Origin of the sequence: Bradyrhizobium sp. SZCCHNS3002 (assembly GCF_032377435.1) — a bacterium.
GTDB lineage: Bacteria > Pseudomonadota > Alphaproteobacteria > Rhizobiales > Xanthobacteraceae > Bradyrhizobium.
In genome coordinates, this window is the sequence record NZ_JAUHHY010000018.1 from 1 (window position 1) to 21,166 (window position 21,166).

A 21,166-nucleotide genomic window follows, 5' to 3' on the forward strand; every position below is an offset into this window, starting at 1 on the left:
TACGTCATCTTCACCTCCGGCTCCACCGGCCGCCCCAAGGGCGTCGCCATCCCGCAGCGCGGCCTCGTCAATCTCGTCCATGCCCAGACGGTCGCGTTCGAGATCGGAGCCGGCGACCGCGTCCTGCAGTTCGCCTCGCCGAGCTTCGACGCGTCGGTCTCCGAGATCGCCACGGCGCTCTCGAAGGGCGCCGCGATCGTCACCGGCGACGCCGACACGCTGCGCCCCGGACCGTCCCTGGCGACGCTCGTCCAATCCTGCGCGGTGACCCATGCGACGCTGCCGCCGACAGCGCTCCGCGTGATGGAGCCGGACGATCTCGCCGGCTGCCGCGTCCTCGTCGTCGCCGGCGAAGCCTGCCCCGGCGACCTCGTCGCGCTGTGGTCGCCGCATCGCCGGATGCTGAACGCGTACGGGCCGACCGAAGTCTCGGTCTGCGCCAGCATCAGCGCGCCGTTATCGGGCGACGCGCCGCCGCCGATGGGCGCACCGATCGAGAACGCGCGCATTCACCTGCTCGACGCCCAGCTCAACGAGGTACCGATCGGGGTTGCAGGCGAGGTGTATGTCGCCGGCGCGGGGCTTGCGCAGGGCTATCTCAACCGCCCGGATCTGACGGCGGAGCGCTTCATCGCCGATCCGTTCGGACCGCCGGGCACCCGGCTGTACCGCACCGGCGATCGCGCGCGCAGGCAGGCCCACGGCACGTTGGAGTTCCTGGGTCGCGCCGACCAACAGGTGAAGATCCGCGGCTTCCGCATCGAGCCCGGCGAGATCGAGACGGCGCTGCGACGGCACGACGGCGTCGCCGCTGCCGCGGTGGTGCCGCAGGAGCATCCGCACGGGCGGCGCCTCGTCGCCTATGTGGTCGGACGCGACGGCGTTGCGCCGTCCGTCACAGAGTTGCGCAGCCATCTCGGCAGCTTGTTGCCGGACTACATGGTGCCGGCGTTGTTCGTCAGCCTCGATGCGCTGCCGCTCACCCCGAACGGCAAGCTCGACCGCAAGGCGCTGCCTGAGCCCGATCTCGCTGCTGCGTCCGAGGCACCCCACCGCGCGCCGCGCTCACCGTCTGAGCAGGTGCTCGCCGCGATCTGGGCCGAGCTGCTCGGCCACGACACGATCGGCATCGACGACAATTTCTTCGCGCTCGGCGGCGATTCCATCACCAGCATCCAGATGGTGACGCGCGCGCGACGCGCCGGGCTCGTGATCACGCCGCGCGACGTGTTCCAGCAGGGCACGATCGCGAAGCTCGCGAGCGTTGCAACCGCGGCCCAGCAGGTCACCGCCGACGATCGCGCGGACGGCGGCCCCATTCCGCTGACGCCGATCATGCGCTGGCTGCTCGAGCGCGGCAGGAATGTCGACCGCTTCAGCCAGAGCATGACCGTGCGGCTGCCGCGCGGCCTGACGTCGCAGCAACTGATCGCCCTGCTCGATGCCACGTTGTCGCGCCATGCCATGCTGCGGTCCCGCCTCGCATTCGATCCGATCGATGGCAGGCCGTCGCTGCACATCGCGCCCTCCGACACAGCGCTGGCGCGGCGCCGGCTGCGCCAGATCGATGTCGCCGCGTTGACGCCGGAGCAGCGCGCGCAGCGGATCAGCCAGGAGATCGGCGCTGCCGAGGCGCGTCTCGATCCCGCAGGCGGCGTGATGCTGCAGGCGGTTCAATTCACGGCCAGCGTAGCTGATAACGACGCGCTGCTGCTCGTACTGCATCATCTCGCCGTCGACGGCGTGTCGTGGCGGATCCTGATCGAGGAGCTCGCCGCGTCGTGGCACGCTACGACGGCCGGCCAGCCGGCTCAGTTGCCTGCGCTCGGCACCAGCTTCGGGCAGTGGTCGCGGCTGCTTCAAGCGCGGTCGCGACATTCCTCCGTGCAGGCAGAGCTGCCGCATTGGCAGCGAACATTGGCGGCAAGCGCCGCTCCCCTGCGGCTGACGCCGCCCCGCCAGCCCGTTGCGAACAGCGTCAAGCATCTGACGTTGACCTTGCCGGCAGCGGTGACTGCGCGCGTGATGAGCGAGGCGCCGCGACGGCTCGGCGCGCGGGTGCTCGACATCCTGCTTGCGGCTTTCGTCACGACGCTCGCCGATGGCGATGCGGCAGCGCAGACCATCGTGATCGACCTCGAAGGCCACGGCCGCAACGAATTCGACCCTGCCATCGACCTGTCGCGCACCGTGGGCTGGTTCACGAGCCTCTATCCCGTTCGCTTCGACCTTCCCGCCGGAGATTCCACGACCACCGCCGGCGACGCCGAACGCCTGCTCGGCGCGCTGCACGCCGTGCAGTCCGGTCTCGCCGACGTCCCTGACGACGGGCTCGGCTTCGGCCTGCTGCGCTACCTGAACGAGGACGCGGCGCGGACGCTCGACCGCCTGCCGACGCCGCAGGCGGGCTTCAACTATCTCGGCCGTTTCTCGACCGATCATGTTGCGGATTGGAGCATCATCCCGACGGCACTGCCCGGCGACCTCGTCGAGCAGGCCGAGTTGCGTCCGGCCCATGCGATCGAATTGAACACGGTGGTGATCGGCCAGGGCGCCGACGCCCGCCTCAGCGCCACCTGGTCCAGCGACCGAAGCCTCGTCGATGACGACGTCGTGCAGGTGCTCGCGACGCGCTGGTTCGCCCTGCTCGAGCGCCTTGCCGAACTGACGCCGGCCGCGCCGCATCCGGCCGCAAAGCCGTCGGTCCGTCAGCTCCGGCTGTCGCCATTGCAGCGCGGCCTGCTCTACGAGAACCTGTCCGATCCCGTCCGTGCCGACGTCTATGTCGTCCAGCTCGAAGTGGAGTTTGCAGGTGAGCTCGATCGCGACCGGCTGCGCGGCGCGATCGCCGCGCTGATCGCGCGGCACGACAATCTGCGCGCGGCGTTCCGGGCCGACGACAGCAGCGGCTTCACCCAGAGCGTCGTGCCCGCGGTCGATCTGCCCTGGCGTCAACTGACGGTCGACGCTGATATGAACTTGCAGGCGGCTCTCGATCAAGTCCGCCACGACGACCTGACGCGCCGCTTTGACCTGGCGGCTCCGCCCTTGCTGCGCAGCAGCCTGGTCAGCGCCGGCGCGACCAACGTCCTGATCCTGACGCTGCATCACATCCTGATCGACGGCTGGTCGATGCCGATCGTATTGCGCGACCTGATGCAGCTCTATCACGGGAAGGCCGAGCTGCCGCCGGCGGTGCCGTTCAGCCGCTATCTCGACTGGCTCGACCGTCAGGATCGCGCCACGGCGCTGACAGCCTGGCGCGCGGCCTTCGACGGCTGGAGCGGCCCGCTGCTGGTCGCGCCGAACCTGTCGGGCCATGGCAACGCAACGCAGACCGACGTCGCGCTCGACGAGCACGAGACCCAGCGGCTGGTCGCGGCCGCGCGCTCGCTCGGGATCACGCTGGCCACCTTGATGCAGGGCGCCTGGGCGCTGTGGCTCGCGGCGCGCGCCCATCGCGACGACGTCGTGTTCGGCATCACCGTCGCCGGGCGTGACGCCGCGCTCGACGGCGCCGACCAGATCGTCGGCCTGCTTGCCAACACCGTCCCGTTGCGCGCACGCGTGTCGCCCGCGCGCATGATCAAGGCATTCCTCGGCGAGTTGCAGGACCGTCAGGCCGCGCTGATCGCCCATCAGCATCTCAGCCTCGGCGAGATTCAGCAGATGCTCGGCACCGACGCGCTGTTCGACACGCTGCTGGCGTTCGAGAACTATCCGCTCTCGGCTGATGCCATCGACAATGCCGAAGCGTTGCGCATCACCCGGGTGCAGGGGCGCGACGCCAACCACTATCCGCTGAGCCTTGCGGTGCTGCCCGGACCGCGGCTGACGCTGCGGCTTCACGTCCGGCCCGGTCTGTTCGACGGCGCGTCCGCGACCGAGCTGATTGCGGAGCTGCGCCGGCTGCTCATGGCTCTCGCTGACGATGGCGACATGCCGATCGGCCGCGTGCTGGGAGCCCACGCGAGCCGCGATCCGCGGATTGCGGCCTGGAATATGACCGCGCAGCCGGAGCCGGCGGGACACGTCCTGGATGGCTTCCTGCGGCAGACCCGCGTCGCGCCGTCCGCGCCCGGCCTGATCTGGCGCAACGAGACGTTCGACTATGCGCGGCTGGATGCGATGTCCGGCCGGCTCGCCGACCAGCTTGCGGCGCGCGGCGTCGGCGCCGACGATCTCGTCGCGCTGCATCTGCCGCGCTCCCCCGCGCTGCTGATCGCAATTCTCGCGGTGCTGCGGATCGGCGCCGCCTACCTGCCGATCGATCCTTCGTTGCCGCGCGATCGCATCGGCTACATGCTGGATGACGCCCGGCCCGCGCTTGCCATCACTGCCGACGCGTCGGCGGATCTGCCAGCTCCCGTGCCGGTCCTCGCGATCGATCTCGGCGCTGCGGCTGCCGCGCCCGCCTTACGCGCGGCGCATCCGCTCCAGGCCGCCTACCTGCTCTACACATCCGGCACGACCGGCAGGCCCAAGGGCGTGACCGTCACCTATCGCGGCTTGGGCAACCTGCTGGCGGCCGTACAGTCGGAGCTCAAGCTCACGCCCGACGATCGCTTCGCCGCCACCACCACGGCGGCGTTCGACATCTCGATCGTGGAATTGCTGCTGCCGCTCGTCACCGGCGGCTGCGTCGTGCTGGCGGCCGAGGACGAGGCCACCGCTCCCGACCGGCTGGCGGCGCTGATCGCCGCGGCCGGCGTCACCGCGATGCAGGCGACGCCGACGGTCTGGAACATGCTGACCACCGCGGTGCCCGGCGCGCTCGCCGGGCTCAGGATCGTGAGCGCCGGCGAAGCGCTGACCGAGGCGACACTGCACCGTCTCGCCGCCTGCCGCGCCGCCAGCGTGCACAACTACTACGGCCCGACCGAGACCACGATCTATTCGACCATGATGCGGTTCTCGGCCGACGACGGCGGACGGCCGCCGATCGGCGCGCCGATCGCCAACACCGTCATCCGCATCCTCGACGACTGGCTGGCGGACGTCCCGGCCGGCGTCGAAGGCGAGATCTACATCGGCGGCGTCGGGCTCGCGCGCGGCTATTGCAACCGGCCCGGTCTCACGGCCGAACGCTTCATCGCCGATCCCGGCGGCCCGCCCGGCGCGCGGCTCTATCGCACCGGCGACCGCGGCCGCTGGCGCGACGATGGCGTGCTCGAATGCTTCGGCCGCGTCGATCACCAGATCAAGATCCGCGGCCTTCGGATCGAGCCCGGCGAGATCGAGCACGCGTTGCAGCGTCATCCGGAGATCGCCGACGCCTGCGTGATGGTGCGCGAAGCCCGCGGCAATCCGCAGCTCGTCGCCTATGTGGTGCCGCGACACGGCGACTGCCCTTCGCTCGACGCGTTGCGCGGCCATCTCACCTCGTTCCTGCCGGACTACATGGTGCCGTCGCGCATCATCAATCTGCCGGCGCTGCCGCGCAGCCGCAGCGGCAAGGTCGACCGCGCCGCGCTGCCCTGGTCCGAAGCGGAAGCGGCCGAGCGCGCGCGCCGTGCGCCGGACACCGTCACCGAGAAACGCCTCGCGGAGATCTGGGCGTCAGTCCTCGATCAGGATCACATCGGCATCGACGAGGACTTCTTTGCGCTCGGCGGCGATTCCATCCTCGCCATCCAGGTGGTGATGCGCGCGCGCCAGGCCGGCCTCGTCTTCAGTGCGCGCGACATCTTCCGGCAGCCGACGGTCGCGCGCCTGGCGGCCCATGTGCAACATCAGGCCGCAGCGGCGCCGGCGGTCCGCACGCCGGATATTTCGTGGCCAGAGACGGAAGAGCTGCAGCTCACACCGTTGCAGCTCGGCCTGCTGCGCCACAGCCTCGATGACGACGCGGCCGGCGCCTATCGCATGCAGACCGCGATGATCATCACGGGCAGCCTCGATGAAGCGGTCCTCCACGCCGCCTGGAAGGCGGTCGTGGCCCGCCATGCCGTGCTGCGGACGACGATCGGCGAGCGTGACGGCCGCTACGTCATGGTTATCAGGCCCGATGCCGAGGCACCATGGCAGACGCGCGATCTCAGCACTGACGACGATCCCGAGCAGACGCTGCGCGATCTCCTGGCGCATGACATGACGACGCCGTTCCGGTTCGACGGCACGCCGCTGCTGCGGCTGATGCTGCTGCGCCTCGCGCCGGATCGCCACGCCCTGGTGATCAGCAATCATCACGTGCTGCTCGATGGCTGGTCATTGTCGCTCGTGCTCGAAGACCTGTTCGTTGCGCGCGCGGCCCTTGCCGCCGGCCGTATCGAGGCGCTGCCGCCGCGCGCGCCGTTTGCCGCGTTCGTCCATTGGCTCGCCCAACGGGATCGCGAGGAGAGCGCAAGCTTCTGGCGCCAACACCTTGCCGACGCGGCGACGATGGCGCGCATCTCGCTGCCGACGCCGGCCCGAGGCAGCGGCCAGCGCGCCTTGAAGCGGATGCTCGGCGAGGACAGGTCGACCGCGTTGCGCCATGCGGCACGGCGGCACCATGTCAGCGCCAACACGCTGCTCCAGGGCGCCTGGGCGATGATGCTGTCGCGCCTGTGCTCGTCCGAGGATCTGGTGTTCGGGACCACGATCGCCTTGCGCCCGCCGGAAGTGGAGGGCATCGCGCGGATGGCGGGGCTGCTGATCAACACGGTCCCGGCGCGGATCAGGCTCACGGAGCAGGCGAGCGCCGGCGAGTGGCTGGCGCGGCTTCATGCCGAGCAGGCGGAACGGATGAGCTACGCATATGCTGGCCTCGGCGACATCATGCGCTGGACCGAGCGCGCCGAGGGCGAGCTGTTCGAGACCCTGATGGTGTTCGAGAACCAGCCGGCCACGTCGATGGACGGGATGCTCGACGATCTCTCCATTCGCGCGCTGCCCGTGGAACAGCATACGCATTATCCCCTGGCCGTCGCCGTCATGCCGGGCGACTCCTATGAGCTCGCGTTCAGCTACGACGCCGGCCGGTTCGCGGCGGAGGATATCGCGCGACTGGCCGACGACTTCATCGCCGTCATCGAGCGCCTGGCCGCGGCGGACCGCGATCTGCCGCTGCATCGCCTGCTCGGTGCCGACGCCAGGGATCTGCAGCAGATCGCGGCCTGGAACGCGACCACGCCGATGGTCCTTGCCGAGGAGACGCTGACCGAGCTGCTCGACGAAACCGCCCGGGACCATGCCGACGAGCCGGCGCTGATCGGCGATTTCGGCCACCTGACCTATCGTGAGCTGCACGACGCCGCCGATCGCCTGGCCGGCCGGCTGCGCGATGACGGCGCGCGCCCGGGTGAGTTCATCGGCATCGCCTGCGAACGCCGGGCCGGCTTCGTGACCGCCGCGCTGGCAGCTCTCAAGGCCGGACTCGCTTACGTGCCGCTGGATCCGTCCTATCCGCCCGACCGCCTCGGCTTCATCATCACTGACAGCCGCGTGCAGCGCGTGCTGACCGATGGCGCGGCGGCCTGGCTCCCTCCGGCAGTCCGCCGCATCGGCATCGACGAACAGGACGTGCCTGCTGCGACCGGCAATAAGCCGCGCCAGCCGCGGCCCGCGATCTCGGCCGACGACCTTGCCTACGTGATCTACACGTCCGGCTCGACCGGACGGCCGAAGGGCGTCATGGTTCCGCATCGCGGCGCCGCTAACCTGATTCGCGCCCAGCGCGCCGCGTTTGGCGCAGGGCTTGGCGATCGCGTGCTGCAATTTGCCTCGCCCAATTTCGACGCCTCGGTGTGGGAGATCTGCATGGCGCTGGGCAGCGGCGCCGCGCTCGTGGTCGGCTCGCCCGATGACCTGCTGCCGGGAGACGCTCTTGCCGACTTCGCCCGGCGGCACGGCGTCAGCCATGCCACCCTGCCGCAGAGTGCGCTCGGCGTCATGGCACCGCGCGATCTCGACGGTTGCCGCGTGCTGGTGGTTGCCGGCGAGGCCTGCCCGGCCGAGACGGCACGGCTGTGGGCTCCCGGCCGGACCTTCATCAACGGCTACGGCCCGACCGAAACGACAGTGTGCGCCTCGCTCAGCGCTCCGCTCGCCGGCGACCGCACGCCACCGATCGGCCGTCCGATCCTCGGCCTGCGCTGCCACGTGCTCGACGACAGGCTCACTCCGCTGCCGATCGGTGCTGCAGGCGAGCTCTACGTCGCCGGCCGCGGCCTTGCGCGCGGCTATCTCGATCGCCCGGGCCTGACCGCGGAACGCTTCATCGCCGATCCGTTCGGCCCACCGGGCGAGAGACTGTATCGGACCGGCGACCGCGCGCGCTGGCTTCCCGACGGCAACCTCGAATTCCTCGGCCGCAGCGACGCTCAGATCAAGCTGCGCGGCTTCCGCATCGAGCCGGGCGAGATCGAAGAGGTGTTACGTCGGCACGCGATGGTCGAAGCCGCGGCCGTCGGTCTCGAGACCAGCCGCGGCGATCAGCGTCTGGTGTGCTGGTGGTCAGCGAAAGGCGGTATGGATGCAGCACCGTCCGAGCTTCGCCGCCATCTTGCCGAGCACCTGCCGTCCTACATGCTGCCGGCACAGTTCATCCGGCTCGACAGCCTGCCGCTCAACCCGGCCGGAAAGATCGACCGGCGTGCGCTGGCGACGATGCACGGACCGGATGCCTCATTTGATGGTCGCACCATCGCGCCCCGCGACGCCGTCGAATTCCGGCTGCAGGCGATCTGGCAGGAGCTGCTGCAGACGCCGTCGATCGACGTCACCGCGAACTTCTTCGAGCTGGGCGGCGACTCGCTGATCCTGATCCAACTGATCGCGCGCTGCCGCAATGAGTTCGGCCTCAAGCTGCGAGCCGGCGACATTGCCGCCGACCCGACCATCGAAGGCATGGCGCGGCTGTTGCGCGGCACGGTCCCGGCGCAACCGGCGAAGGCGCTGGTGACGCTGCGCGGCAACGGCGCCGCGCCGCCGCTGTTCTGCATCCATCCGGCGACCGGAACGGTGTTCTGCTATCTCGACATCGTCTCGCGCCTGTCGGTGCCACGCCCGGTCTATGGACTGCAGGATGTCACCGGCCGCAACGCGGGGCCGGCGAGCCTCGTCGATCAGGCGCAGAGCTATCTGCGGGAGATCCGCAGCGTTCAGCCGCACGGCCCCTATCATCTCATGGGCTGGTCCTTCGGTGGCGTGGCGGCCTTCGAAATCGCCCGCCAACTTGCGGCGGAGGGAGAGACGGTGGCGTCGCTGCTGCTGCTCGACGCGCCGATCAAGCCCCCGGGCGGATGGGAGGTCAGCAAGGCGGAGATCATCGCCGACCTCACCGGCGAGGCCTCCGACGAGACGACGCTCGACTATGCGAGAGCCGCCGCGGTGCTGAGCCGCAGCGGCGAGTTTCCGCCGGACATCACCGCCGCCCAGGTGGAGGAGATCGTCGAGGCTTATGTCCGCTGCGGAAAGCTGCTCGGCACCTATCAGCCCACGCCCACCATGGGACACGCCACCTTCTTCCACGCGCGCGTGCGCGGCAATCCGGCTGCGCCTGCGGGCTGGCGCGAACTGATCGGCGGAGAGTTCGAGCTGATCGAGCTCGATTGCGATCATGATGGTCTGATGCGCGGCCTTCATGCGGAGCGCGTGGCCCGGCGGGTGGATCAGTCATGACCGAGCATCGTTCCTCACCACTGTCGCATGTGACGCTCGAGGCGCCGATCCTCCAACGCCTGCAGCGCGCCGTGGCCGAGCAGCGCATTCCCGCACCGAGCCCAACCTACGATGAGGCGCGGGCCTGGTTCGCCATCGACACCGGGGCGGATCAGTCGGGCATCGTGGTTCGCGCGGCCCGCGAAACCGATCTCGCCGGCCTTGTCGCACTGGATACGGCCTGCTGGCCGGAGCCGCTGCGCAGCCGGCCGGAACGCCTCCTACGGCGCATCCACCAGGCTTCTGGCGATCATATCGTGGTGCTGCGGCAGGAGCGCATCATCGGTGCGATCTACACGCAGCGGATCGCAGATGCGCGGGCGTTGCGCGATCTGCCCGCGGAACAGTTCGAGACGCTGCACGCGCCCGACGGCATGGTTGCGCAACTGCTCGGAGTCTGCGTCGATCCTGATCACGCCCAGACCGGCCTCGGCGAGGCGCTGGTGCAGTTGGCGCTGCGGCTCGCCCGCGCCGCCGGCGCGACGACGATCGTCGGCGTGACGCTGTGCCGGGACTTCGCGGCCTCTGACGACGACATCATCGCCGCCTATGTCGCCCGCCGCGATGCCAACGGGCTGCCGGTCGACGCGATTCTGCGTTTCCATGCCGCGCGCGGCGCTCGCATCGTCGACGTGCTGCCCGGCGCCTTCCCCGGCTACGCCGCAGGCGGCGAGGCCGGCGTGCTGATCGAATACGACGCGGACCGCCTGGATGCGATCACCACGAGCAGCGCCGGCCAGCCCGTCGTCAGCGCGCGCGATCTGCCCGAGATCGTCGCCGCAACCTTGCGCGATGTGCTGGGGCCGGCGCGCGCGAAAGATTTCGCGCCTGGACGCACCTTGCATGCGATGGGGCTGGACTCGCTCGACCTGCACAGCCTGAGGGCCGGGCTGAACCGCGCGCTCGGCACCGCGATCGATGCCACCTTCTTCTTCCGTCATCCGACGCCGGAGCAGATCGTCAACGGCCTCACCGCGCCATCCTCTGCGCCGAAACGTGCGGCCGCCCCGCGCGGTAGCGCCTCATCATCGACCGCTCGCCAACAGCAGACAGGCCAGACCGCGGCGCCGGTGGCGATCATCGGGATGGCGTGCCGCTTCCCGGGCAACGTGACCAGCCCGGAGGAGTTCTGGACGCTGCTCAGCGAAGGCCGCGATGGCATCACCGATGTCCCGGCAACGCGCTGGAATGCGGACGTTCTCTGCAATCCCGCCGGCGGTCCCGGACGCATCACGACGAGGCGCGGTGGGTTCATCGCCGATGTCGATCAGTTCGATCCCGGATTCTTCGGGCTGTCGCCGCGCGAGGCGGCGGCGATGGATCCGCAGCAGCGCCTGCTGCTCGAATGCAGCTGGGAGGCGCTGGAGCATGGCGGCATCGATCCCACCGCCCTCGCCGGTTCGGACACGCAGGTCCTGATCGGCCTGTTCGGACACGACTATGAGCGCATCGCCGGCGCCGCCGGACGGCTCGACGGCCACTACGGCACCGGCAACGCCGGATCGATCGCCTCGGGGCGCATCGCCTATACGCTGGGGCTGCAGGGCGCGGCGCTGTCGGTCGACACCGCCTGCTCTGCCGGCCTCGTTGCCGTGCATCTCGCGGTCAAGGCGCTGCGCGCCGGCGATTGCCGGATGGCACTGGCAGGCGCCGTCAACCTGATCCTCGGCCCCGAGCTCAGCATCGCCTTCTCGCAGGCCAGCATGCTGGCACCCGACGGACGCTGCAAGCCGTTCTCCGCCGAGGCTAACGGCTATGTGCGCAGCGAGGGCTGCGCCGTGCTCGCGCTCAAGCGGCTCGACGACGCGCTGGTCGATGGCGACCCCGTGCTCGCTGTGATCGAAGGCAGCGCCGTCAACAATGACGGCCCGAGCAACGGCCTCACCGCGCCGAACGGCCTGGCGCAGCAGGCTGTCATCCGCCGCGCGCTCGACGATGCCGGCATCGCCGCGTCCGACATCGACTATGTCGAAGCGCATGGCACCGGCACGCCGCTCGGCGACCCCATCGAGTTCAACGCGCTGGCCGCCGTGCATGGCGGCCGCGAGCATCCGCTGCTGATCGGCTCGGTGAAGAGCAATATCGGCCACACCGAGGCGGCCGCGGGCCTCGCCGGACTGATGAAGGCGGTGCTTGCGCTTCGCCATGGCGCCGTCCCGCCGCAACTGCATCTCGGCGCCATCAACCCGCTGCTCGAGCTCGCCGCGATTCCGGCCAGCATTCCAACGCAACTGCAAGCCTGGGAGCGGCGTGATGGCCGGCGCCGCCGCGCCGCCGTGAGCTCGTTCGGCTTCTCCGGCACCAACGCGCACGTCGTCCTCGCCGAAGCGCCGCGGCCGGACGACCGTCCCGACGATCCGCGGCAGCACCATCTGCTCGTCCTCTCGGCGCGCTCGCCCGCGGCGCTGCACGAGCTCGCGCGCCGCTACCTCGATCATTTCGCATCCGTCGTCGGCACGCAGACGCCGGGCGACATCGCCGCGACTGCGGCCGCCGGCCGCAGCGCGCAGCCGCATCGGCTCGCGATCGTCGGCAGTGGCCCGGGCGACTGGCAACGCGAGCTGAGCAGCCATCTCGCAGGAGAGCCGTATTCCGACGTGATGGCGGGCACGGCCGGCAAGGCGCCCATGGTCGCCTTCCTGTTCACCGGACAGGGCTCGCAATATCCGGGGATGGCCGAGGAGCTCGCCGGCAGCCATCCGGGTTTTGCTGCCGCATTGCACGAATGCGCTGAGCTGTTTGCGCCGTTCCTCGACAGGCCGCTGCTGGAGATCATGAACCCCGCCCCCGGCGAGCCGGACATGATCGCGCAGATGCGCTACGCGCAGCCCGCACTGTTCGCGCTCGAATATGCCCTCGCGCGGCTGTGGATCGACGCCGGCATCACGCCGGCCGTGGTGATGGGTCACAGCCTCGGCGAAGTGACGGCGGCGTGCATCGCCGGGGCGCTCGACCTTGCCGAGGCCGTCGAGCTCGTCGCGATGCGCGGACGGCTGATGCAGGCGACGCCTGACGGCGCGATGGGCGTCGTGTTCGCCGACGCCGCCTTCGTCGAGCGCCGCGTGGCCGGCCAGGAGGTCGTGATCGCGGCCTACAACGGCCCGCAGAATTGCGTGATCTCGGGCGCGCCGGCCGCGGTCGAAGCCGCGCTCGCCGATTTCGCCCGCGAGGGCATCGAGGTCCACCGGCTGCATGTCTCGCGCGCGGGTCACTCGCCGCTGATGGACGGCATGCTGGCGCCGTTCGGCGACACCTGCCGCAAGCTGCATCCGCGGCGGCCGCGGATCAGCATCGTCTCCAACGTCACCGGACGATTGATCGATGACGAGCTGATGGACCCCTTGTACTGGGTGCGCCATGTGCGCCAGCCGGTCCGCTTCCGCGACGGCATCGCGACGGCCGCTGCGCTCGGCGCCAATGTGTTCATCGAGATCGGGCCGCGGCCGGTGCTCACCGGTGTCGCCCGCGATTGCCTTGCCGACAATGCGGTCGCGCTGCTGCCGAGCCTGGTGCCGACGGAGTCCGCGTGGCAGACCCTGTCGCGGGCGGCAGGCGAGCTGTTTGTGCGGGGCGCTGAGATCAATTGGCGCAGCCTCGATTGCCGGCCGCCGCGGCGCGTCGCACTGCCGACCACGCCGTTCGAGCGCAAGCGCTACTGGATCGACCCGAGCTCGGACGCAGAACCGCAATCATCCCCACGCGTCGAAGTGCCGACACCCGATCCGGCCACCCTGATCGGTCCGATGATCCCGCTCGCGCTGGACGGAGCGGTTCATGCCACCAGGCTCGGCGGCGGCCGGTGGCCGGCCCTGGAGACGCACCGCATCGGCGAGAGCGCGACGCTGTCGGCGGCGGCGATGCTCGCGATGATGGTCGAGGCGCATGGCAGCGGCCCCGGCGGAGCCTGCCCGATCAGCCTCGCGCCGCTGCGCCTGTCGTCGCTGGTCTTTCATCGGCCGCTGCATCTGCCGGATCACGGCGTCGACGTGCAGACCGTGCTGCTGCCGCAGGGCGCCGGGACGAGCCGCGTGCGGATCGCAAGCCGTAACGCTGCAGCGAGCTGGACGGTTCATGCCGAAGCCGAGATCGGCGACGTCGTCGTGGACGGGCTTGGCACGGCGACGGCAGAGCTCGACGCGCTCCGGCATGAACTAACAGACGACACGATCGATCGACTCGCCGAATGGCTGCGTGCCCAAGGCTGCGAGCCGGGCATCTCGATCGCGAGTCTCGCGGCTCTTACGACCGGCCGAGGCGAGGCGCTCGGGCAGATCGGCGCCGCCGACGTGCCGCCAGCGCTCGCCGGTGCGATACGGCTGGACGCGGCGCTGCTGGTCGCACAGGCCGCGCTGCCGGTTGCCATCCCTTGCGGCATTCCGGCCGGATGCGAGCGCATCGACCTGCTCGGGGACATAGGGACCATCGCCTGGTCGCACGCGCGGCTGCGCAGCGTCACGGCCGACGGCAGGGCCGCCGTGGTGAACCTCGATGCCTCCACGGCCGATGGCGCACCGGTGCTGCGCATCAGCGGCCTGACCTTCGTCCGTGCCGTCTCGGCGCGTCCGGCCGAGACCCTCACACGCAACTTGCACGTGGTCGAATGGATCGACGCGCCGCAGCGCAAGCTCCCGCCGCGCCCCGCCGCGTCGATGGTACGGCCGTGGCTGCTGCTGGCCAATCACGCCGCGCAGGCTCTACTGCTCGCGACATCGCTCGGCCGCCGCGGCGTCCGCTGCATCGTCGCGACCGACGATGTCGACGGCTTCCGCCATCTCGACGACGGCGTCGAGGCCGTGATCGATATGCGGGCGTCGTCCGCCGAATTCACGGCCGAAAGCACGCCGGCCGAGCGGCTGACGACGATGGGACCACGCCTGCTCGCATTGTTGCAGCGGCTGACCCGGCTCGCGCGACCGCCGAGGCGGCTGTTCTCGCTCAGCCGAAGCGCCATGGCGGCCAGCGCAGAGGACCGGGTCGACGTCGCGCTCGCCGCTTTGCAGGGCCTCCCTCTCGTGCTCGGCCGTGAGCAGACCTGGCTCGGCATGCGGCTGGTCGACATCGACGCCTCGGCCCTGAGCGACGCCGCCTTTGCCGACTGGCTGATCGGCGACCTCAGTGACAGCGCGCCGGCGGAATGGCTGATGGCATGGCGCAACGGCCGCGCGCGCGTGCCACGGCTGCGCGCGTCCGGAGCATCGGCAGCGACGCCGCCGCTGGGTCTTGCCGGGCGAACCCAGCTGATCGCCGGCGGCGGCGCGCTCGGCGCCGCACTCGCCCGCTGGCTCGCCACCAGCGGCGCCACCCACATCGTGATCGCGAGCCGCTCGGCCGAGACGGCAGCGCGCGCGCTTGCCGATGAGCTGCGGGCGCAGAACGTCACGGTGATGCTGCGCTCGACCGACCTCGGCCGGCGTGACGAGGTCGCCGCATTGCTCGATGCATGCAGCCGCGAACTGCCGCCGCTCGGCGGCGTCTTCCACACCGCCGGCAGCCATGATGACGGCGTGATCGAGACCCAGAGCTGGGATCGCATCAGCGCGGTGCTTGCGGCCAAGCTCGACGGCGCCTGGCATCTGCACGAGCTGACCCGCAGCCAGCCGCTCGATCATTTTGTGCTGTTCTCCTCGGCGTTCGGGCTGCTGGGTGCTCCCGGCCTCGCCGGCTATGTCGCCGCCAATGCCGGACTGGATGCGCTCGCCCAGCATCGGCGCGCGGCGGGGCTGCCGGCGCTCAGCATCAATTGGGGACCGTGGTCCGGCCTCGGCATGGTCGGCGCCGGCGAGCGGGCGACGCGGCGTGAGTGGACCCGGCAGGGCTTGCGCGAGATGCCGGGTGAAATCTGTCTCGCGGCGCTCGGCGAACTCATCAGGACCGATCTGCCGCAGGCCGCGGTGCTGGACGTCGACTGGGCGCAGTTCGCCAGCGCCTGCGCCGACGCGCCGCCTGCCCTGGTCGATGCGTTCGTGGCGCCGCAGCCCAAGGCGGCCGCGACGGCCGGCGCCGTGCCGTTGCGCGTGGTCCGGCCGGAGCCTTCGGCGGACGATCGGTTGCGGATGGAGCTTGCGCGCCTGCCCGCACGCCGCCGCCGTGCTGCGCTCGCCGACCATCTTGCCGGCCTGGTCGCCGCGGTGCTCGGCTTCGCCGGTGCTGCCGAGATCGATCGCACGCGCGGCTTCTTCGCGCTCGGCATGGACTCGCTCGCCACGCTGGACCTGCGCAACCGCATCCGCGCCAGCCTTGGCCACCGCATCGAGCAGACCACGCTGTTCAGGCACGGCTCCGTGGACCAGCTCGCAACCTTCCTCGACGCCGAGCTGTTCGATCGGCCGTCAGAGCTGACCGGAGTGCGGGCATGACGCGACGACGCGCCCCCATTGCCATCATCGGCGCCGGCTGCCGCCTGCCGGGAGGCATTGCCGACCTCGACACCTATTGGGATCTGCTCCGCTCCGGCCGCGATGCCATCGGCGAGCTGCCGGCGGGCCGCTGGGACAATGACGCTCTGTTCGATCCCGATCGCCGCGCGCCCGGCCGCACCTATGTGCGGCGCGGCGCCTTTCTCGACGATGTCGACGGCTTCGATCCAGAATTCTTCAACATCAATCCGCGTGAGGCGGCCTCGCTGGACCCGCAGCAGCGGCTGCTGCTGGAGGTCGCATGGGAGGCGATCGAGAATGCCGGCGTGCCCATCGGCACGCTGCGGGGCAGCCGCACCGGCGTGTTCGTCGGCATCGGCCAGCCGCAATATGGACCGCGCGAGCTCTACGGCGCCGATCCCGCGTGCATCGGTCCCTATTCCGGCACGGGCGCCCTGCTCTGCTTCGCGTCGGGACGGCTGTCGCACGAGCTCGGGCTGAACGGACCGAGCCTGTCGCTCGACACCGCCTGCTCCTCCTCGCTGGTGGCGCTGCATCTGGCCTGCCAGAGCCTGGAGAACCGCGAGTGCGACCTCGCACTGGTCGCCGGTGTGCATCTGCATCTGACGCCCCAGGTCACGCTGTTCCTGTCGCGCACCGGCGTGCTCGCGCCGGATGGCCGCAGCAAGGTGTTCTCTGCCGACGCCGACGGCTTCGGCCGCGGCGAGGGCTGCGTCGTGCTCGTGCTGCGCCGGCTGGAGGACGCTGCCGCAGACAACGTGCTCGGCGTGGTGCGCGGCGCCGCGGTCAATCACGACGGACCGGCCAGCGGGCTCACTGTGCCCAACGCAATCGCGCAGGAGCAGGTCATCCGTGACGCCCTGACGGCGGCGGGTGTACCACCGGAGGCGGTCGGCTATGTCGAGACCCACGGCACCGGCACGCGGCTCGGCGACCCGATCGAGCTTGAGTCGCTCGCCGCCGTGTTCAACACGCCGCAGCGCACGACGGAGCTTCCGCTCGGATCGGTCAAGAGCAGCATCGGCCATCTCGAAGCCGCGGCCGGCCTTGCCGGGGTCGTGAAGACGCTGCTGATCCTGAAGCATCAGCAGCTGCCGCCGCAGCCGGGTGTCGGCACGCCGAACCCCGACATTCCCTGGCACGCCCTGCCATTCACGCTGCCATCGCGTCTCGAGGACGCGCGCGCCGAGTTGCGCTTTGCCGGCATCAGCTCATTCGGCATGAGCGGCACCAATGCGCATGTCGTCGTGGAGCGTTCAGATCCCAGGTCGGAAGCGGAGCCCGTCTCAGTTGCGCATGCGTCGACGCTGCTGTTGTCGGCGCAAGGACCGCAAGGGCTGACGCTGCTGGCCGGTGCGATGCGCGACCGGCTCCAGGGCGTCAACCAGAATGAATTCGCCGGCATTTGTTCGAGTATGCTTCGGCACAGGACGCCATTGCGGCACCGGCTCGCCATCGTCACTGATCAGCCTGACCAGGCGCGAGCCGCGCTCGATGCAGCCGTCTCGGGCAGTCGGCATCCGGCGCTGCTGATCGGCGAGGCCAGCCGCCGCAGCGGACGCGCGGTCGCATTCCTCTTCACCGGCCAGGGCGCGCAGCGCCCGGCGATGGCGCGCGCGCTGCACGGCTCCGAGCCGGTGTTCCGCGACAGCATCGAGCGCTCGATCGCGCTGGCCGCGCGCGAGTTCGACGTGCCGCTGCGTGATCTCCTGCTCGGCGACGTCGACCCCGCACAACTGCGGCGCACCGGCTGGGCACAGCCGGCGCTGTTCGCATTCGGACTTGCATTGGCCGAGCTGTGGCGCGCCTGGGGCGTGGCGCCGGATGTCGTGCTCGGCCATAGCCTGGGCGAGTATACTGCGGCCTGCGTCGCCGGCGCCTTCAGCCCTGAAGACGGCTTGCGCCTGGTGTGCCGGCGCGCGGCCCTGATGCAGTCGCTGCCCGAGGGCGGCGCCATGGCGGCGGTGCGCGCCGATGCCGGGCGGCTCGGCGCGCTGGTGCAGCGCTATGGCGGCGAGGTCGAGATCACGGCGACGAATGCGCCGCGCAGCGTGACCATCGCGGGGCCGGCGCGGGCGATCGACGATGTCATCGCGCGCTGCGGCCGCGACGGCTTGGCCGCGCAACGCCTCGACGTCTCCCACGCCTTCCATTCGCAGGCGATGGAGCCGATCCTGCCGGCGCTGCGGCAAGCGGTGGCGGAGGTCCGGTTCATGACGCCGACCGTCGAGCTGATCAGCAATCTCACCGGCGCCGCCGTGAACGCCGACGACATCGCTGATCCCGAGCGCTGGTGCCGACACACGCGCGAGCGCGTGCGTTTCGAGGACAGCCTGCGGCAGCTCGCGGAGCGCGACGTCACGGCCGTCATCGAGATCGGCCCGCAGCCGGCCCTGATCGGACTCGGCCGCCAGACCCTGCCCGATGCGGACATCTTGTGGCTGCCGAGCGTTGCGCCCGGCGCCGCCGATGCCTGGCAGATGCGCCATTCGCTGGCCGCGCTCGCGGTCGACGGATCGGCGGCCGATGTCGCAGCCAGCCAGCCTCCGGCGCCGCGCGTGCCGCTGCCCAATACGCCGTTCAACCGGCGGCCGATCCGCCTGGCGCCGGCCGCCGCGGCGGCCACGCCGGCACCGAACAACACGCGGGTGATCGGCCGCAGGCTCGCGCTGCCGCAGTCGCACGGCGAGGCGCGGTTCGAGACCGAGCTCGCCGGACGTGATCCGTTCCTCATCGAGCACCGCGTGTTCGGCGAGGTCATCGTGCCCGCCGCCTGGCATCTCGCCATGATCTTCACCGGCCTGCGGACGTTGTCCGCGGCCGGCCCGCTGACCTTGCGCGACGTGACCCTGGTGCAGGCCGCGCATCTGCCGCCGCAGGGCATCGTCATGCAGCTCGTGCTGACGCCGGAGCCTGGCGGCCATCGCATCCGCCTCATCAGCCGGCGCGCCGATTCCGATCCGTTCGACGACGAGGCCTGGACCACCCACGTCACCGGTCGCGCCGATCTGCCTCTCAGCGCTCCCCGCGATTGGGAGCGGCACGGCGGCGCGCCAGCTCGATCCGGCGCGCTCGATGGTAGAGCATTCTACGACGACCTCGTGGCACAGGGCTTCGACCTCGGACCGTCGTTTCAATGGGCCGATGCGATCCACTGCGATGGCCGCGAGCTGACAGCCGAGCTGCGGCGTCCCGCGCATCTGGTCGATGTCACGGATGCCATCATTCATCCCGGGCTGCTGGACAGCTCGTTGCAACTGCTCAGCCGCTTCTGGGACCGCCGCGACACCGACATCGCGCATCTGCCCTTCCGCATCGACCAGCTCCGCCTCTGGCCACACCGCATCGAGGCATCGCTTGCATGCGTCGCCTGGCGCGAAGACGGTCCGAACGCTCAGGGAAATTCTCCGGCGGCGAACGTGCAATTGATGATGGGCGACACGCCGCTGCTCGAAGCCAGTGGCTTCGTGTTCCGCGCCGCCAGCCGGCGCGTGCTGACCGGCGATACCGCGGCCGCATCCGGCAGAGCACCAATCAAGGCCGCGTCCCCGACATCAGCGATGATCTCCGTTGCGGGGCGCCATGCCACCGACCGCAGCCGCGCCGCGATCGAGCGGCATCTGCGCGAGCTGCTCGGCCATGTTCTTGGACTGGCCGATGCCGATACGATCGCGCCGCGGACGCGGCTGTTCGATCTCGGCCTGGATTCTCTTGCCGCCCTGGAGCTGCGCGAAGATCTCGGCGAGCGGCTGGGGGCGCCGCTGCATGCCACCCTGCTGTTCGACTATCCGACCATCGAGGCGCTGCTCGACCATCTCGGCGGCCTGTTTGTGGATCCCGCTGCACGGTCCACACCTGCCATGCCTCAACCGGTCGCGACGGCCGAGATCGACGATCTGTCCGAGGAAGAGGCCGAGCTGTTGCTGCGTCAGGAACTGGAGCGACTGCAATGACGTCATCTCGCCATGATCAGCCGGTGATCGCGACCTATGATGCCGCCGATCTGCCCGCACGCCGGGACGAATTGCTCGAGCGCCGCCAGCCGGCGGTCATCTCCGGCCTGTTCAAGGGACAATTGCTCGGCGAGCTGACCGACGCGCAGAAGGTGCGCGAGGCGCTCGGCGACCTCCAGGTCATGATCGGCGTCAACTACATCGATGCGCATCTCGCCAACATCCGCAACTTCGTGCAGGGCAGCAGCGCCCCGATCGCAATCGACAAGAAGCCGGGCCTGCTGCGCGACTATCTCGATCTGATCGAGCGCGAGCCCACGACGCGCGCGCTCACCAGCGAGCAGCCGACGCCCGAGAGAATCCTGGACGATTGCAATCTCGGTGCGGTCGGAATCGAGAAAGTGCATGGCGGCTACGGCAATCCGCTCGCGCAGCGCAGCGCGAGCGAGGCGCATTCGCTGATGTTCGTCGCCAATGCCGGCAACGCCTCCGATCTCCACACCGACTGGGACGGCCGCGACGTCCTGCTGCATCAGGTGTTCGGCCGCAAGCGCATCGTGCTGTTTCCGCCGAAATCCGGCTTCAAGCTGTTTCCCATCGACATCTTCTCGACCGTCGCGGTCAACGCGATGGACGATGCCGAGCGTGCGGCGCTGATCGCCTATGCCGGCGGCGTCGAGGTCGTGGTCGAGGCCGGCGAGACCATCCTGATGCCGGCGTTCTGGTGGCATCACGTCGGCTATGTCGATGCCGCGATGTCGGTGAGCTTCCGTTTCGGCGGCGTAACCGATCCCGACGCGGTCGCCCTGATCGGCAGCGTGCACCGCGATTGCCACATCCAGAACATCGTCGCCGGCACGTTGGATCCACGCCGTGCGGAGGCGAGCAAGGCCGCCGCGCGGCGGCTGCGCGCGGCTGCGGCCGAACCGGCGCCGAGCGCACGCGAGAAGTACCGTGCGATGCGCATACTCGCCGCCGAATGCTATCGCAGCACGCTGCTTCCGGGCGAGCAGGCACCGGCCGAGCCGGTGATCACCGCCGAGGACTTCCTCGACGGCGCGCTGTGCGCCTTCTACCGGCGCCCGCCCAAGGGCCCGGCTTGGCGCCAGCGCCTCTGGCAGAAGCGCGAGACGTTCAACGAGGCCGTCCGCCGCTTCGGCCGGCGGCTGGCCTATCAGGCCTGACGTAGCGATG

Annotated in this window: 4 protein-coding genes; all 4 read left to right on the forward strand. The window is 70.2% G+C overall.

Annotation, left to right across the window (positions count from 1 at the left end):
• Nucleotides 1–9,603 (forward strand): non-ribosomal peptide synthetase (locus QW845_RS29220; RefSeq protein WP_315804969.1); only part of this gene is annotated, 9,603 nt, incomplete at its 5' end.
• Nucleotides 9,600–15,998 carry an SDR family NAD(P)-dependent oxidoreductase gene (locus tag QW845_RS29225; protein WP_315804970.1) on the forward strand — a complete coding sequence of 2,133 codons (6,399 nt, stop codon included), beginning with the start codon at nt 9,600–9,602 and terminating at the stop codon, nt 15,996–15,998. The genes QW845_RS29220 and QW845_RS29225, both read left to right, overlap by 4 nt.
• On the forward strand, nt 15,995–19,972 hold the full coding sequence (locus QW845_RS29230) for a type I polyketide synthase (RefSeq protein WP_315804971.1): 3,978 nt from the start codon (nt 15,995–15,997) through the stop codon (nt 19,970–19,972). The genes QW845_RS29225 and QW845_RS29230 overlap by 4 nt, the downstream gene beginning before the upstream one ends.
• Nucleotides 19,969–21,156, forward strand: a complete 1,188-nt coding sequence (locus QW845_RS29235; RefSeq protein ID WP_315804972.1) for a cupin-like domain-containing protein — start codon at nt 19,969–19,971, stop codon at nt 21,154–21,156. Before QW845_RS29230 ends, QW845_RS29235 begins: the two co-directional genes overlap by 4 nt.
• Nucleotides 21,157–21,166 lie beyond the last annotated feature (10 nt).